The sequence below is a fragment of the Nonomuraea sp. NPDC049714 genome (genome assembly GCF_044465295.1).
GTDB lineage: Bacteria > Actinomycetota > Actinomycetes > Streptosporangiales > Streptosporangiaceae > Nonomuraea.
Genome location: NZ_JBITLM010000023.1, coordinates 35,187 through 50,177, shown reverse-complemented (window position 1 = coordinate 50,177; position 14,991 = coordinate 35,187). Strand labels below are relative to the sequence as shown.

General features: G+C 66.9%; 14 protein-coding genes and 2 pseudogenes. 10 read left to right on the top strand and 6 right to left on the bottom strand.

The genetic code is table 11. The features are described from left to right. Window positions 1-20: 20 nt before the first annotated feature. The gene (locus ACIBQX_RS48510; RefSeq protein ID WP_397017223.1) at window positions 21-761 is read right to left on the bottom strand and encodes an ABC transporter ATP-binding protein; all 741 of its coding nucleotides are present in this window, start codon (window positions 759-761) and stop codon (window positions 21-23) included. Beyond that, on the bottom strand, window positions 758-1,690 hold the full coding sequence (locus ACIBQX_RS48505; protein WP_397017221.1) for an ABC transporter ATP-binding protein: 933 nt from the start codon (window positions 1,688-1,690) through the stop codon (window positions 758-760). Before ACIBQX_RS48505 ends, ACIBQX_RS48510 begins: the two co-directional genes overlap by 4 nt. Between ACIBQX_RS48505 and ACIBQX_RS48500 the strand changes: the two genes are divergently transcribed. Next, window positions 1,680-2,801, top strand: coding sequence for a hypothetical protein (locus ACIBQX_RS48500; RefSeq protein ID WP_397017219.1), 1,122 nt, complete (start codon window positions 1,680-1,682; stop codon window positions 2,799-2,801). The genes ACIBQX_RS48505 and ACIBQX_RS48500 overlap by 11 nt on opposite strands. 59 nt (window positions 2,802-2,860) lie before the next feature. After that, window positions 2,861-3,508 (top strand): site-specific integrase, encoded by a 648-nt coding sequence (locus ACIBQX_RS48495; RefSeq protein WP_397017217.1) that lies wholly within the window; start codon window positions 2,861-2,863, stop codon window positions 3,506-3,508. Between the two features lie 270 nt (window positions 3,509-3,778). Here ACIBQX_RS48495 and ACIBQX_RS48490 read toward each other — a convergent pair whose 3' ends face one another. Further along, on the bottom strand, window positions 3,779-4,252 hold the full coding sequence (locus tag ACIBQX_RS48490; RefSeq protein WP_397017215.1) for a MarR family winged helix-turn-helix transcriptional regulator: 474 nt from the start codon (window positions 4,250-4,252) through the stop codon (window positions 3,779-3,781). Between the two features lie 388 nt (window positions 4,253-4,640). Here ACIBQX_RS48490 and ACIBQX_RS48485 point away from each other — a divergent pair, with 388 nt between their 5' ends. The 6 genes and pseudogenes from ACIBQX_RS48485 to ACIBQX_RS48460 all read left to right on the top strand — a co-directional run bounded on the left by ACIBQX_RS48485 (window position 4,641) and on the right by ACIBQX_RS48460 (window position 11,089). Beyond that, window positions 4,641-5,612, top strand: a complete 972-nt coding sequence (locus tag ACIBQX_RS48485) for an aldo/keto reductase (protein WP_397017213.1) — start codon at window positions 4,641-4,643, stop codon at window positions 5,610-5,612. 127 nt (window positions 5,613-5,739) lie between these two features. After that, on the top strand, window positions 5,740-6,831 hold the full coding sequence (locus tag ACIBQX_RS48480; protein WP_397017211.1) for a Gfo/Idh/MocA family protein: 1,092 nt from the start codon (window positions 5,740-5,742) through the stop codon (window positions 6,829-6,831). A gap of 309 nt (window positions 6,832-7,140) precedes the next feature. Further along, window positions 7,141-7,716, top strand: coding sequence for an integrase core domain-containing protein (locus ACIBQX_RS48475; RefSeq protein ID WP_397017209.1), 576 nt, complete (start codon window positions 7,141-7,143; stop codon window positions 7,714-7,716). A gap of 51 nt (window positions 7,717-7,767) precedes the next feature. Beyond that, window positions 7,768-7,872, top strand: a pseudogene (locus ACIBQX_RS48470) (hypothetical protein); the annotation flags it as partial. A 104-nt stretch (window positions 7,873-7,976) separates the two neighbouring features. Then, window positions 7,977-9,893, top strand: coding sequence for a WD40 repeat domain-containing serine/threonine protein kinase (locus ACIBQX_RS48465; RefSeq protein WP_397017207.1), 1,917 nt, complete (start codon window positions 7,977-7,979; stop codon window positions 9,891-9,893). Between the two features lie 677 nt (window positions 9,894-10,570). Beyond that, window positions 10,571-11,089, top strand: coding sequence for a helix-turn-helix domain-containing protein (locus ACIBQX_RS48460; RefSeq protein ID WP_397017319.1), 519 nt, complete (start codon window positions 10,571-10,573; stop codon window positions 11,087-11,089). 49 nt (window positions 11,090-11,138) lie between these two features. Here the strand turns inward: ACIBQX_RS48460 and ACIBQX_RS48455 are convergent, their stop codons facing one another. Together ACIBQX_RS48455 and ACIBQX_RS48450 are read right to left on the bottom strand one after the other, a co-directional pair. Beyond that, window positions 11,139-11,321 carry a hypothetical protein gene (locus ACIBQX_RS48455; protein WP_397017205.1) on the bottom strand — a complete coding sequence of 61 codons (183 nt, stop codon included), beginning with the start codon at window positions 11,319-11,321 and terminating at the stop codon, window positions 11,139-11,141. Window positions 11,322-11,407: 86 nt separating this feature from the next. After that, window positions 11,408-12,115 carry a VOC family protein gene (locus ACIBQX_RS48450; RefSeq protein ID WP_397017203.1) on the bottom strand — a complete coding sequence of 236 codons (708 nt, stop codon included), beginning with the start codon at window positions 12,113-12,115 and terminating at the stop codon, window positions 11,408-11,410. Window positions 12,116-12,648: 533 nt separating this feature from the next. Between ACIBQX_RS48450 and ACIBQX_RS48445 the strand changes: the two genes are divergently transcribed. Continuing rightward, on the top strand, window positions 12,649-13,464 hold the full coding sequence (locus tag ACIBQX_RS48445; RefSeq protein WP_397017201.1) for an ArsR/SmtB family transcription factor: 816 nt from the start codon (window positions 12,649-12,651) through the stop codon (window positions 13,462-13,464). Between the two features lie 137 nt (window positions 13,465-13,601). Here the strand turns inward: ACIBQX_RS48445 and ACIBQX_RS48440 are convergent, their stop codons facing one another. Beyond that, window positions 13,602-13,991 (bottom strand): hypothetical protein, encoded by a 390-nt coding sequence (locus ACIBQX_RS48440; protein WP_397017199.1) that lies wholly within the window; start codon window positions 13,989-13,991, stop codon window positions 13,602-13,604. 850 nt (window positions 13,992-14,841) lie between these two features. On the opposite strand from ACIBQX_RS48440, the pseudogene ACIBQX_RS48435 reads away from it, so the two are divergent. Then, window positions 14,842-14,943: pseudogene (locus ACIBQX_RS48435) on the top strand (helix-turn-helix domain-containing protein); the annotation flags it as partial. Window positions 14,944-14,991: the final 48 nt, after the last annotated feature.

Sequence of the window (14,991 nt, the reverse complement as noted above, 5' to 3'; positions counted from 1 at the left end):
GCAGCTCCTACTGATACTGATCAAGAATCGCCCCGGCCGTTGGAACGTCCGTCGAGCGGCCCATCAGAGCGCATGCCGGGATGCTCGTCGAGCCGCCCGTCGTTGATGCGGATCACCCGATCCGCCAGCGCGAGCATCGTCGGGTCATGCGTGGAGACCAGCGCCGTCACCCCCTCCGACTCCACCACCCCGCGCAGCAGTGCCATCACCGACAGACCGGTCTCGGCGTCCAACTGCCCGGTCGGCTCGTCCGCGATCAGCAGCCGGGGCGAGGCGGCCAGCGCACGCGCGATCGCCACCCGCTGCTGCTGCCCGCCGGACAGCTCACCGGGACGCTGTTCGGCATGGGCGGCCAGTCCGACCAGGTCCAGCAGCAACGCGACCCGCCGCTCACGCTCCACCGGAGGTACGCGGGCCAGCCGCAGCGGGGCGCCCACGTTCTCCGCGGCCGACAACACCGGGATCAGGCCGAAGGTCTGGAAGACGTACGAGACCTTCTCCCGCCGTAACAGGGACAGGCCGTCCTCGTCGAGGGCGGTGACGTCCGTTCCGTCGACGTGGACCGTACCGGAGTCCGGGCGGTCCAGGCCGCCGATGATGTTGAGCAGCGTGGTCTTGCCGGAGCCGGACCGCCCGACCAGGGCGGTCATGGTGCCGGTCGCGAGCTCGAACGTCACGTCCCGCAACGCGTGCACGGCGGTCGCCCCGCTGCCGTACCGGCGATGAACGCCACGCACACCGACCAGGGGCCCGCCGTTCATCCGGCCCCGCCGCCGTCGGGACGGATCGCGATGTGATCGGCCTCCAGCACCAGCCGGACCCGTCGCGTCAACGCCAGCGCCTCCCGGTAGTCGCGCGGCACCTGAATCCGCCCCGCCCGGTCCATCACCGCGTATTCCTCGGCGATCACCTGCTGGGCGCCGTCGTCTCCGGTGGCGGTACGCCGCAACACCTCGCTGCTCGTGCGCCCGTCGCGAATCGCCACCGTCCGCTCCACCTGCCCACTGACCGCGGGATCGTGGGTCACGATGACGACGGTGACGCCCAGCCGCTGGTTGGCCTCCCGCAACAGCCCGAACACCGCGGCCGAGGTGGCGCTGTCCAGTTCCCCGGTCGGCTCGTCGGCCAGCAGCACCCTCGGCTCGTTGGCGAGGGCCACCGCGATGGCCACCCGCATCTGCTGCCCGCCGGACAGCTCCGCGGGCCGCCGCTCGGCGCACTCGGCGACGCCCAGCAGGTCCAGCAACTCGGCAGCACGCTTGCGGCGTACCCGGCCGGGAGTGCGGGCCGCCGTCATCGGCAGGTCGACCATCTGCCGCGCGGTCAGGTAAGGGATGAGGTTGGCGGCCGTCTGCTGGCGTACGAGTCCCACGGTGTGCCGCCGGTAGCGGACCCGATCGGCCCGCGACATGTCCAGCAGATTCCACTGATCGACCCGTACCCGCCCGGCGGTGGGTGCGTCGACCCCGGCCAGGATGGACAGCAACGTCGACTTCCCCGACCCGGACGCGCCGACGACGGCCACCATCTCACCGCTGTCCACGACCAGGTCCAGCCCCTGCAGTGCCTGCACCTCAATCGACCCGGACTGGTAGATCCGGACCAGGCTCTCGCACGCGATCAGCGCGTCTTGCCCGAATTCCGGCGCCTTCGCGGGAGGCTGCGGCAGGGACAAGGGCGTGCTGGACATACCCCTCCTCAACCCCGGTATGGCGCTGCTTCAGGGCGAGACTCTATCGTCCTGGCAAATCGGACCCAAGACCTTTTACCCCGCGGATCTCACTGTGCCCTCGCGTGCAGGGCATCCTGGCTCACCCGTCGGCGGGCAGCGGCCCGCGGGCGGCGAGCCGGACGATCTGCTGCTGTTGCGGAGAAAGGCCGGTGATGGCTCCGGGGTCGGCCAGGGCCGCCAGGAAGGCGGGTTCGGCGTGCTCGGGTTCGGCGACAAGGCGCGGCTGCGGTGCACCAGGCTCCGCAGGCGGGCCGAGCGCTCGACGATCTCACACGCCGACGGCTGGACCCACGCCCTCACCATCAGCGGCCCACCCCCGGTCACCACCGGCCTGACAGAAGCGGGCCTGCGTTTCCTCCAGATCCGCACCATGGACGCCTACGTCCACGATCTCCTCTACGGCGACGGCGTCACGACCGCCTGGGCGACTCAACGCTGGTACGGCGAGATCCTCACCGAACCCGGCTCCATGGTCGAACCGTACCTCCGGGAAGCCGGGCCGCCCACGAACATTCCGGAGGCCGTACGCTCCGGATCCGAGGTCACCGAACCCGAGGACCACGACCGGGCCTGCCTGGAGATCTATCTCTTCCTCACCGGGCGCATGAGCGGCCGCTTCATTGACCGTGAATGGCTGAGCGAAAGAAGAAGCCTCTACACCGTCCGGTTGCCGCAGATACCGCAGGTCAGCAGGCGATGCGGCTGCGTGGATGCGGAAACGGGACGTCAGCGAGGCGTGACGTGTCCGTGTCTGCTGGTAGATGACGATCATGGCAGCTGGTATTTCGCGGTGCAGGTACGCGGCCTGGGCGGGCAGCGGCAGCGCGTCCGCCGGGGCGGTTACGCCGCCCCCGAGGAAGCGCAAGCGGCAGGCCGAGCTTTGGCCGATGCTGACCGCGACACGGCGCAGGGGCCGGATGCACCCTCGGGCAATGGCTGGCACGCTGGCTGGCCACCAAGGACGCCCTCCGGCCGTCGACCCGGCAGGGCTACGCCACACACATCCACCTCTACCTCATTCCACAGTTGGGACGGATCCTGCTCCACCAACTCACCTATCACGACGTAAACGGACTACTCGCGACGCTCGCGTCCCGCCCCTCGCCGACCGGCTGCCGACGCCCGGCGGTGGCGGTCTGGACCGAACAACAGCTCGCGACCTTCCTGTCCGGCGTAGCGCAGGACGGCCTGTACGCCGCCTGGTGGCTGGCCGCGCTACGCGGCCTGCGCCGGGGCGAGCTGGCCGGGCTGCGCTGGACCGACGTCGACCTGCAGGCCGCGGAGCTGACGGTGGCGCAGCAGCGAGTGCACGCCGACGGCCAGGTCGTGGTCGGCCCGCCGAAGAGCACCGCCAGCTGCCGGGTGGTGGCCCTGGACGCGGAGACCGTGCGGGTGCTGACCTGGCACCGCGAGCGGCAGGAGGAGTTGAGCGCGACGGAAGAGGCAGGCTGGCAGGACTCGGGATACGTGTTCACCACCGCGAACGGCGAGCCACTGCGACCGGACTACCTCACCGGCCGGTTCCGCCGGCTGGTGGCCGCCTCCGGGCTGCCGCCCATCCGGCTGCACGATCTGCGGCATGGCGCCGCCACCCTGGCGCTGGCCGCGCGCACCGATTTGAAGGTGGTGCAGGCGATGCTGGGGCATGCCAGCATCGTGCTGACCGCCGACACGTACGTCTCGGTGCTGCCCGAGGTGGCCCACGAAGCCGCTCGGGAAACGGCCCGGCTGGTGCTGAACGCCGCGTCCAAGCTGGGGCGTGGGCTCAGCGGCTGACTCAGCTTTGCCTCATATTTGCCCCATGCCGCCGTCGGCCGCGACCGCGGCGTGAGTTTCCGCAGGTGGAGAAGCGCGCCCTGCAGGATTCGAACCTGCGACCGTCGGATTAGACACCCAAAGCCCGCTGGCACTACGTATAGGGTCCCGGCCGCCGTGCTCGGCACGTGCTCCAACGCCCTGTGCCGGGCCTCCGGCGACCGGGCCAGCCGTGCCGGCAGAAAGAACTGGAAGTAGCTGACGCCACCGTCGCGTGGCGCTGCTCCTCCATCAGTGCTTAGTACGCCTCTGCCCGCTGCGGGTCGTCAATGTTTCGGGCGGAGCCGACGCCGCAGAGCCCGCGTCAAGCTGCTCGCGCTTGATGGCGGCGTCGACTGCGGCGCCGATGCGGCGCAGTGTCGCCAGCTCTTGGGGCTCGAGCTCATCGATCAGGTATTCGCGGACTGCGGCGACATGTCCCGGCGCCGCCGCCACAACCACCCCGTAACCGGCCTCGGTCAGCGTCGCATTGGTGCGTCTGCCGGAACCGGGGATCCGGGTCCGTGCGAGCAGTTCGCGCTTCTCCAGCCGTCCGACGACATGCGACAGCCGCGACAGTGATGCCGCCGTTCGCGCGGCCAGGGCGCTCATCTGCAGCGTGCGAGCCGGCTGTTCGGAGAGGACCGAGAGCACCATGTACTCGAAGAAGGTCAGCTGGGCCTCGCGCTGCATCCGCGCGTCCAGCGCGGCCGGCAGGCTGATCATGATCGCGGAGTTGGCCAGCCATGCCGCCCGTTCCTCGTGGTTCAGCCATCGCGCTTCGGCAACTGGACCAGTGGGCTCTCCTGAGCCAGATCCTCCTTCGGCAGGCGCCGTTGTCCCGGCCGTCGACCCGTTCCGCGAACGTCGGCGGTGTCGTCCGTTGGTGCCATCTGCGGTGCTCGCCATGAGGCCATACTAGACCCACTTCTTGACGCGTCAAGTTGGAGGATGTAGATATTGACGCATCAAGTTCTCCTCGCCGCCACCTGAGCGCGTAACCGCTAGCGGCGCAGTGCGCCATCGACGCCGTTACGTGACCTCCCGCAGCGCTGAAACCGGTCCCCGCGTCGAGGCGCGGGGCCGCCGGATGGATACAGGAAAGGGCAAACGAATGCAGTTCACGTCGCTCGGAGGGCTCGAGGTCTCGCGCCTCGGCCTGGGTGCCATGGGCATGTCCGCGTTCTACACCGGCGCCGGTCGAGACGACGCCCAGTCGATCCGCACCATTCAGCGCGCTGTGGATCTCGGCGTCACGCATCTGGATACCGCCGAGGTGTACGGGCCGTACGTCAACGAGGAGCTGGTAGGTCGCGCCGTCAGGAACCGCCGGGATGAGGTCGTTCTCGCCACTAAATTCGGCCTCATCTCCCACACCGGCCGACCAGGCCCGGACAGCACCCCCGCCAACATTCGCGCGGCTGTTGACGGGTCGCTGCGGCGGCTCGGAACCGACCACATCGACCTCTACTACCAACACCGGGTCGACCCCGGCACTCCCATCGAGGAGACGGTGGGAGCGTTGAGTGAGTTGGTGGACGCGGGCAAGGTCCTCCACATCGGACTGTCGGAGGCGGCTGCGGCGACGATCCGCCGGGCCCACGCGGTTCACCCAGTGGCCGCTGTCCAGACTGAGTACTCGCTGTGGACACGAGACCCTGAGGTCAAAGTGCTGCCCACGTTGCGTGAGCTCGGCATCGGACTGGTTCCCTATTCACCGCTGGGACACGGCTTTCTCGCCGGTGACATCCGCACCCTGGACGGCCTGGACGCCGACGACTGGCGTCGTACCAATCCTCGGTTCACCGGCGACAACCTCACACGCAACCTACGCATCGTCGACCAGGTACGCGAGGTCGCCGATGAAATCGAGGCCACGCCCGCACAGGTCGCTCTGGCCTGGCTGCTCGCACAAGGAGACCACATCGCGCCTATTCCGGGGACGAAGCATATCGACCGGCTCGAGGAGAACAGCGTCGCCGACGGAATCCGACTCACCGCAGGCCAGATCACCCGTCTGAAAAACCTCACACCGGCGTCCGGCGAACGCCATGCCGAGCCCGACATGGCTGCCATCGACCAGTGAGACAAGCAGGTGGGTGAGATCCGCCCCACGCGGTCCGCCGGTTGAGTACTCAGGCCCAGGACGTAAGCGGCGAACCGGCCTGATCCAACTGATCCATTTCGCAATGAAAGAAGCGGAGCAATACGTTATGTCAAGCAGCGTGATTCGTGTCGGCATTATCGGTGCAGACACAAAGGCGAGCTGGGCCGGGGCATCGCACATCCCCGCGCTGGCGGCACAGCCGGACTTCCACCTGGCGGGCGTGGCGACGCGGCACGAGCAGAGTGCCCGCAGCGCGGCCGAAGCGTTCGGCGCCCAGCGCTGGTTCGCCGATCCGTTCGAGCTCATCCGCGATCCGTCGGTTGATCTCATCACCGTGGCTGTCAAGGTCCCGGCGCACCGCGAGCTCGTCCTCGCGGCCCTCGCGGCGAACAAGGCCGTATATTCGGAGTCTCCGCTGGGCGCGACCGTTGCGCAGACGGAAGAGATGGCTGACGCGGCCGGCTCGCTCCACACGGCGATCGGCCTGCAGGGCCGGCTTAATCCCTCGGTGCGCCGCGCGGCAGAGATCATCGCGCAGGGCCGGCTCGGGCGCCTGCTCTCGGCACGAGTAGCTGCGACGACATTCGGCAACGGCCCGGAGTCGGTGAGCGCGTACGAGTACTTCGACAAGGCAGCGGCGGGAGCGAGCTTCCTGACCATCGCGGTGGGCCACGTTCTGGATGTCATCGAAGCGGTTCTCGGTGACATCACCGAAATTGATGCGCGCGCGGAACTCCTCTGGCCGCAGGTGAAGCTGGTGGACACTGGCGCGATTTCCGTCCGGGAAGTCCCGGATCACCTCGACGCCATCGCCAAGACCTCGTCGGGGGCGCCGGTCGGGGTGCAGATCCTGGCGGGCGTACCCGCGTCCGACGCCCACTTCAGCCTGGAAGTACGCGGGTCGGACGGCTGGCTGAAGCTGACCGGCGATCACCCCGCGGGCGTTCAGGTCGGCGACCTCGCGCTCTCGTCGAGCGTGGACTTCACCGCGCCCGACAGCCCCGTCGCCACCGGTACCGGCCCAACCGCCGCCGAGATCTGGAAGGGCGCGTCCATCAACGTGGGCGAGGTGTATGCCAGCCTGGCGCGCGACATCACGAACGGGACCCACCACACCCCCGGATTCGACCACGCCGTCCACAACAGCCGCCTGATCGCCCGAGTCGAAGAGGCCTCGCGCACCGGTCTCCGGCAGTGAAGGTGTTGCACCACGCCCTGCTCGTCACCATGCACCAGTGCCGGTGATGTACGGGCAGCCGACGGCGGAGCCCCGCCCGGTCAGACCCGGTGTCCGCGATCAAGGTCACGGACACCGGGTCCGGTCACGGCACGCCCCGGGAGAACCAGGTCGTGACCGATATGGCGACCGATTCGCGAGCACGGACAGCCGACGTAGGTTCGGACACGCGGGGCCCCTGAGCCCACAACCCCGACCTGGGAGTCGTTGATGATTTCTGACCCCTGCCACCACGGTGCCGTGGGCGCCTCGCAGGAGGCAACACGACGTATGACCACATCCGCGCGCGCCGCCGTTCTCGAGACGCAGGACGGGCCGTTCATTGAACGGGCAGCGCCAGTACATCCTGGCGGTCATCGAGCAGCCAGCAGGCGCGTCCGCGTGCTGAGCACCACCGAGAACCCGAACGCCAGCCGGGTCCTCCAGGCGATCAAGAATATGGTGATGGAACTGGAGGAGGCTGGCCGCCGGGCGCGCTACCTGATCCGAGACCGGGATGCCAAGTTCCCAGCCCTCATGGACGAGATCCACCGACGCAGGCCTCCGACCGTGCTCACCGGTATTCGGGTGCCGCGCATGAACGCGGTCATGGAGCGATGGGTGCAGTCGTGCCGCCGCGAGCTTCTCGACCGCTGCATGATCTGGAACGAACGCCGCCTGCGTCACGCCCTGCGGGAGTACGAACGGTTCTACAACCAGCACCGCGCCCATCAAGCCCTGGTCCAAGCTGCTCCACTACGGGCTGTCCCGGATCCGATCACAGATCCGAACCGTATGGCCAACCTGGCCATACGCCGGCGAGATCGGCTCGGAGGGGTTCTCCACGAGTACTCAGATGCCGCTTGACCTGGATGGACGTAGTTTTCGGCAGGCGCACTGTCGGTTCCCTGGAACTCCGGACAGGCCGAGGGGCAGAACACGCGAGTGAAGCTGGTCAAGCGGCAGGGCTATGGGAGAGCCAACTTCGATCTCCTGCGAAAGCGAATCCTGCTCCGAGCATGATCCTCAACCCATCCCAAGATCAGCGGCAGAGCCCGTTTAGTCGTACTTACCTCTGCACGCCGAGGGGTACGCCGACAGCACTCCGTGATCTACGATGACTGACCATGGTCGACTCGCGCCCCCTTCGCCCCGGCGAACCTGAGCGGGTCGGACCGTATCGGCTCCTCGCTTGTCTGGGGGAGGGCGGCCAGGGCGCGGTATACCGAGCCTGCAACGCGGCGGGCGATGAAGTCGCGATCAAGTTGCTTCACGCCCGCCTGGACGGCGACGAGCGTGCCTCGACCCGCTTCCTGCGCGAGGCCAAGGCGGCGCGTCAGGTTGCCCAGTTCTGCACCGCGCGGGTGCTGGACGCCGGGATCCACGAGGGCATTTCCTACATCGTCACTGAGCTCGTCGACGGCGAGTCGCTGGACAAGGTGGTCAGACGCGAGGGGCCGCGCGACTTCGGCGCGCTGGAACGGCTGGCCGTGAGCACCGCCACCGCGCTGGCCGCCATTCACCGCGCAGGCATCGTGCACCGGGACTTCAAACCGCAGAACGTGCTGCTCGGGCCCGACGGCGTCCGCGTGATCGACTTCGGCATCGCCAAGATGGTGGGCTCGTCTGCCTCGACCACTCAGGGCCTGATCGGCACTCCCGCCTACATGTCGCCGGAACAGATCTCCGGTGGGGAGGTCGGTCCAGCCTCTGACATGTTCTCCTGGGCTGCCACCCTGCTGTTCGCCGCGACGGGTCGGAACGTGTTCAACGGTGAGAACGTGGCCGCGGCGATGCATCGCGTTCTGCACCACGAACCGGAGCTACCGCCGTTGCCCGAGCCGCTGCGCGAGCTCGTGGCCAGGGCTCTGGCCAAGGACCCGCGCCGGCGCCCCGCCGCTCATGAGGTCATCCTGCGGCTCGTCGGGCACGACCCCGTAGCCGGATCCGGGCGGCTCTCCGGGGAAGGCCCGCACGCTGGTAACCATCCGCTCGCCGAGGCCGGCCGACAGACAACGAATCCGCTCTTGGAACGGACGCGACCCAGGGCCAGGCTCCCGATTGTGGCCGGAACGCTGGCGATCACGCTCGCGGCGACCGCCGCGCTGCTGTGGCTGCTTCCCGGCAGCGGCGACCGACTCACCACCATCGGCCTCGGGAACGGCCACGACGTCGTCGCGGTGGCATTGGCGGGGGAGCGCGCGCTGGTGGCCGAGGAGTCCGCGGTGACCTTCTGGGACCTCGCGGCGGACAAGCACCTGTCGCTTGCCCACCTTCCTTCCCAGACCGCAGACATCACCTCGATGGCGGCGTCCCGAGAGCTCACCCTCACTGGGCACGCCGACGGCACGGTGAGCCTGTGGAACGTGGCTGGCGACGATTACGTCGGCAACCTCGATGGGCACGTCAAACGCGTCAACGCCGTGGCGCTCGCGCAACTGGAGGGCAAGACCGTGGGTCTCACCGGCGGCGCCGATCGGACCATCCGCGTCTGGGACCTGAACTCCAGGAGCCGCATCCGGACCATCGACGCCGGACTGGGCGAGATCGCCGCGCTGGCCGCCATCGAGGTTGACGGCACGCCGGTGGCCGTCTCACTCGATGGGTCTGATGACACGCTGCGGCTGTGGGACCTGCGCAGCGGAAAGCAGCTCGGCGCGCCGCTGGCCGAGGAGACAGGAAACGGCATCGCGGTCGGGAACCTGGACGGAACGCCCATCGTGGTCTCCAGCGATCTGCGCGTATGGGATCTGCGGACCCGGCGGTTGATCAGGGAGATCGAGGCTCCGGGCGACACATTGGCCAATGCGGTGGGTGTCGGCACAGTGGATGGGGCTCCGGTAATCGTCTCCACCGTGCAGGGGGCGGACCTGGACTACGAGGCGATTCAGATGTGGAACCTTCGCACTGGGGCGCCTGTGGGGTCCTTGATCGAGATTGATTATGTGCCGGATTCGCTTGCGGTGGGGGCTGTGAAGGGCGCGCCTGTGGTCATGGTGGGCCAGTCAACGGACGCGGCCGTCTGGCGCCTTCGCCTGGACTGACTGGTTGTTTCACAAGGGGATCCGGTGTGCCTGTGGGGCTCAAGAACTGGAATCACCACCAGCAGAGCCCCTCGTTCGGTGGGCGGAGGGGCCAAGGGCACCGAGCGGCCAGCCCGGGTCGGCTGGGATCATGCTTCGTGTTCTTGTCCGCGGTGTACGCCGTCACCCGGCGCCTGATGTCGCTACCTGCGCTGCTGCTACGGCGCGAGGTCTCCAAGGAAGCGGAACTGCTGGTGCTTCGGCATCAGAACGCGGTCCTACGCCGTCAAGTCCCTCAGGTGCTCTACGAACCAGCCGACCGCCTGTGGCCAGCAGCGCTCTCACACCTGATACCCCGCCATCGATGGGGGAGGATCTTCCCGGTAACCCCAGCCACCCTGTCCCGCTCGGAAATACGGTTTCGTGCCCTGAACTGGGGTTTGCTGCATGATCAAGCCAGCGACTGCGACCATCGCTAGGTGTTGATGTCGCTTGTCTACCGGTTGATGAGGGGCTTGTTCGGCCTGCTGATGATGCTGGTCCGCTCCGATCTGTCCAAAGATGTTGAGGTGCTGGTGCTCCGTCACGAGAACTAGGTCCTCCGCCGTCAGCTCGGCAGCCGGCCTCGGTGGGGTGGCGCCGACCGGCTCTGGCTGGCAGCGTTGTCGCGACTGATCCACCGCCGTCGATGGGCGGAGGTGTTCCCGGTCACCCCGGCCACGATCCTGCGTTGGCACCGCAATCTTGTAGCGCGGAAGTGGACCTTTACCGACAGGCGGCGCCCGGGACGGCCCTGCACCCACCAGCCGGTCAAGGCACTCATCATTCGGATGGCGCGAGGGAACCCGACCTGGGGACATCGAAGAATCCAAGGCGAATTGGCCCGGCTGGGTTACAACATCGCGGCCTCCACCGTGTGGGAGATCCTGCACGCCGCCGGTATCGATCCCGCGCCCCGCCGGGCCGGGCCGACCTGGCGGCAGGGTCCGCGAATCAGCCCTGAACTCGATCAGCGAAGCCTTCAACCACTACCGCCTATCCCTGGAGCTGTTCACGCCCTTGCTGCCCGAGCTGGTAACTATGGGCTCCGAACTCCTCAACCACACCCTCTACATCCTGGGCGCGACACAGGACCCAGCGGCAGTTGTGCTGATCCGACCCTTCCTCGACCACCCCCACGCTTCCGTGCGCGAAGAAGCGGCCCTCGCCCTCGCTGAAGTCCCCCACGAGCCCAACTCCGGAGACATCCCCACCCACAACGCTTGACTATTGCTCCTTGTCCTCCGCCGACTCCTCGACGACAGGCAGTGAGGCCGCGATGAAGGGCTTGCTCATCCGCATCGACGGAACACCGACGGTCGTCGAGCTGAACGACGACAAAGGCAGTCGGTTCGTGCGTTCCCTCAAATCGGTGATCGGGGCCGAAAGCGTCCAGTGCATCGGCGTCACCGACCGATGGGAGGCCTGGGGTGAACGAGGACAGCATGGCCGCGAACCAGCCGGTCAACCACGCGGCCGACTCGCTCGCGTGATGGTCAGCTACCTCCGTTCACGCAGAACTCGTTGCCGTCAGGGTCGGCCAACTCGACGGCACCGTCCGCACCGATCTCCAGCCTCGTGGCCCCCAGGGCCAGCAGGCGGTCGACCTCCGCTTTCTGGTCGCCGTCGGCCGGCGTGAGGTCGAAGCGCTGCCGGTTTCGCATCACCTTCGCAGGCACGGGCGGACCTCCCCACGCGACCTTCGTACCGCCGTTCGGTGACTGGATCGCCGTCTCATCGTCCTGGTCCCACACCAGTGGCCAGCCCAACGCCTGGCTCCAGAACCGGCCGACGTCCTGGCTACCGTCGCAGGCGATCTCCCCAAGGAATCCGCACTCGGCGAGGAAGTTGTTGCCGGGCTCGATCACACAGAACTCGTTGCCCTCGGGGTCGGCCAGGACGACGTGCTCCTCCTCGGGTAGCTGCCCGACGTCGAGGTGGCTGGCGCCGAGACCCAGCGACTTCGCCACTGTGTGCTGCTGGTCGGCGAGGCTCGCGCTGGTCAGGTGCAGATGAATGCGGTTCGGTCCGGCCTTCTTGGCGTCGCCCGGGACGAACCGGAGACCAGGTTGCGTATCGTCACCAGGCAGCAAGACACCGCGGTCCATGTTGAGGAGTTCCCGGTCGAGTACACCGGCCCAGAACTTCGCCAGACGAGCTGGGTTGTGCACATCGAAGGTAATCGTCAGCAGTCGCGAGTCCATGCACCGTACCGTAGCCAAGACCCAGTAGGGCGACAACGGGAATATCGCGCGTCCTGACAGATCCCACCACGCTCGAAGAAGATGACAGATCGGTGAGAAGAAGTTCACCGCAGAGCCATCCTCGGTGGCCTCATCAACGAGTACCAAATCGCCAGCTGATCAGATGGCGAGCTGACACCACCCGAGAACCAGCAGATCAAACACCGCACCCTGTTTATGAGCCCCACAGGTCTCAAATGCGCACGGCAGGATTGTCCGGAGTGGCGCAAAATCAACTCGATGCTGAAGATGTTGTCATCGGTATAGTCTGGAGCCGAGCTGCCCCCCTTGGTCAGAATCAGCGTGGGAGCGTCGTGCTGCGGATTCACTTTAGCTATGATGATCTTGCCCGAACGCGACTGGCAACAGGCCCCAACGCTATGTGGGAGATCGTGCTGAGCGTCCAGTTGCTGCAGAATCGGGAAGGGCCGTTGCTTTTCGACGGCTGGCGCCAAAGGGCCCGGGACAAGGTGAGGCCGTGGATACGACCGCTGATGACTCTCGCACCGCACGCCCCGTATTTCCCGGACTTCCTCACTCCCCTCGGACCGGCGGACACGCTGGAAGGCGAGATCGAGTCCGTCCTGGCCACGCCACGCGCTCGCATCCGGGCAGAGCTGGAACTGCTCGGCGCTCAACGCCCCCTGCCGACGTGGACCCACAGACTCGCCGACGGGGACATACGCGTCTTCGAAGGTCTGGGGCACACGCTGCGGTCCTATCACGATTCCGTGCTGCAGCCGGAGTGGCCGTCGGTGCGGGCGCACATCGAGGCGGACAGGGCCAAACGAATGCGCGCCTTCGCCGACGGCGGCGTCGAAGGGCTGCTGCGCAGCTACAGCCCGTTGCTGCGGTGGAATCCCCCGTTTCTGGAAACCCACTACCCGGTCACCCAGGAGCTGGTGCTGGGAGGCCGAGGCCTGCTGTTGCTGCCGTCGTATTTCTGCTGTCGCAGTCCCGTGACCTTGGTCGACCCTGAGCTGCCTCCCGTACTCGTCTACCCGGTGGCCCGTGATGTCCACGACCGCGTCCTCGGCCCAGGAGACAAGTCCCTCGCCACACTGATCGGGAAAACCCGGGCAGCCATCCTGCGGTCGATCGGAGACGGCTGCACCACTACCGAGCTCAGCCGGCGGGCGGGCACTTCCATCGCCTCGGCCAGCCAGCACGCAGCCGTCCTACGCGAGGCTGGGCTGATCAGCACTCAACGCCACGGAAGCTCGGTCCTGCACAACCTCACCCCGCTAGGCTGGGATTTGCTCATCAAGGCACGGCATCGGATCCGACCTGCCCGAGACCTGGGCCGGTGATCCAAACGGCGCAAGTAAGCCGGGGCTCCCGACAAGGTGGTCTTCGCTCGGGCAAGGCATGCGAACAGCCCCGACGCCGCAAGACATCGGGGCTGGGGGTGCCTGGGATAACGGCACGAACGGCTGTCCGCTTTCCCCTACTCGTTGTCCAGGCTGGCCTCACCGCCGCACTTTGTGCCACGGAAGGTCGCCTTGAGGTGATACCACGAGTGCACGCGGAACAGCGTCGTGGAGAAGTTGGAGACGCCCGTTGCCCGGTAGATGATTTCCTGGTTGCGGGCGTCCCAGATGTAGAAGTCCGCCGTGCATCCCGAGTACGGATCGACCTGGACATCGATCCAGCCGTTCGCGTGCGCTTGCACAGCATCGGTGGTGCAGCTGGTGATGATCGGGTTGAGCCATCCGTTGACCGAGCAGTAGGACGATTGAGCGTGGGCGACGCCCGGGGAAGCGAGCACCGCCGCCCCCAGGGCCGTTGCGGCTGCTACGGCCGATAACCGCTTCACGACTGCCGTACGGGTTCCCATTATTTTCCCCATGCTTGCCTCCAGTTATACGGGTTGAGCTATGCGGAATCTCATCGAACTTATAGGTAAACCTCCGGGCCGCACGTCCCGAGATTGTTGCAGACGTGAAAACTCCGGAACCGGGATCTTTCCGTGATCGGATATCCGGTCGTGCACTGGTATGTTGGCGCGGTGAAGTACCCGCCGATTTCCTTGCCTGGGATTTCTGACTCCGTATAATAAAGCCTTGCCCAGACTATTCCCCCTCCCGCGCAAATGGTGGCCCTGGCTGGATATACCGTCCCCCGAGCACCGCCCACCTCCTGAACCGCGGCCCATGCCGGGGCCGCCGCAGTAACTAATAACAGTGTCGCCGCTCCCAAAACGGTAAGCGCATGCATAAACCGACTCCGACGCCATGGAGCCACGACGATCTTGTGCAGCTTCGACTGTCGCATCATGTACTCCCTGCTTCTTCCGGGGAACGCGACACATCGTGGTGTCAATGGTTATGCCCCCGCGTGCACTCTCGGCCGGTGGCCCTTGAGTGGCATCATTAAACTTCCCGGAAGGCTGTGCAATGCCTTTCAAGGCAGGCTAAAACGCCCACGTCGTCCGCCTGTCGGCAGAAGGATCGTCGAGGACCTGCGAGGAATCGCCCACTCTATTCGAGCTGCTCTTTCATCGGCATTTGCGGGTCGCGTGGATACAACTGTGCGCACCCACCAGCCGAAACCGCTCACGCAGCGTGAATGGATGACCTTCCGCACGCTGTCCTGCGTGGACAATGAGGCGACGGCTGAAAACTGACCCTCTACGGACGTCTGAAAACGGACCCACCTCACAGCCCGGCAGGGCTATAGCGAGAGAGGTGCTGAACGTGGAGGACTGGGCGGAGATCCGCCGCTTGCACAAGTCGGAGGGCATGCCGATCCGGGCGATCACCCGCAAGCTCGGCGTGGGGCGTAACACCGGCGGCGGCGTGGCCACCTACCACCCCAGCCACCCGCCGGAAGCGGCG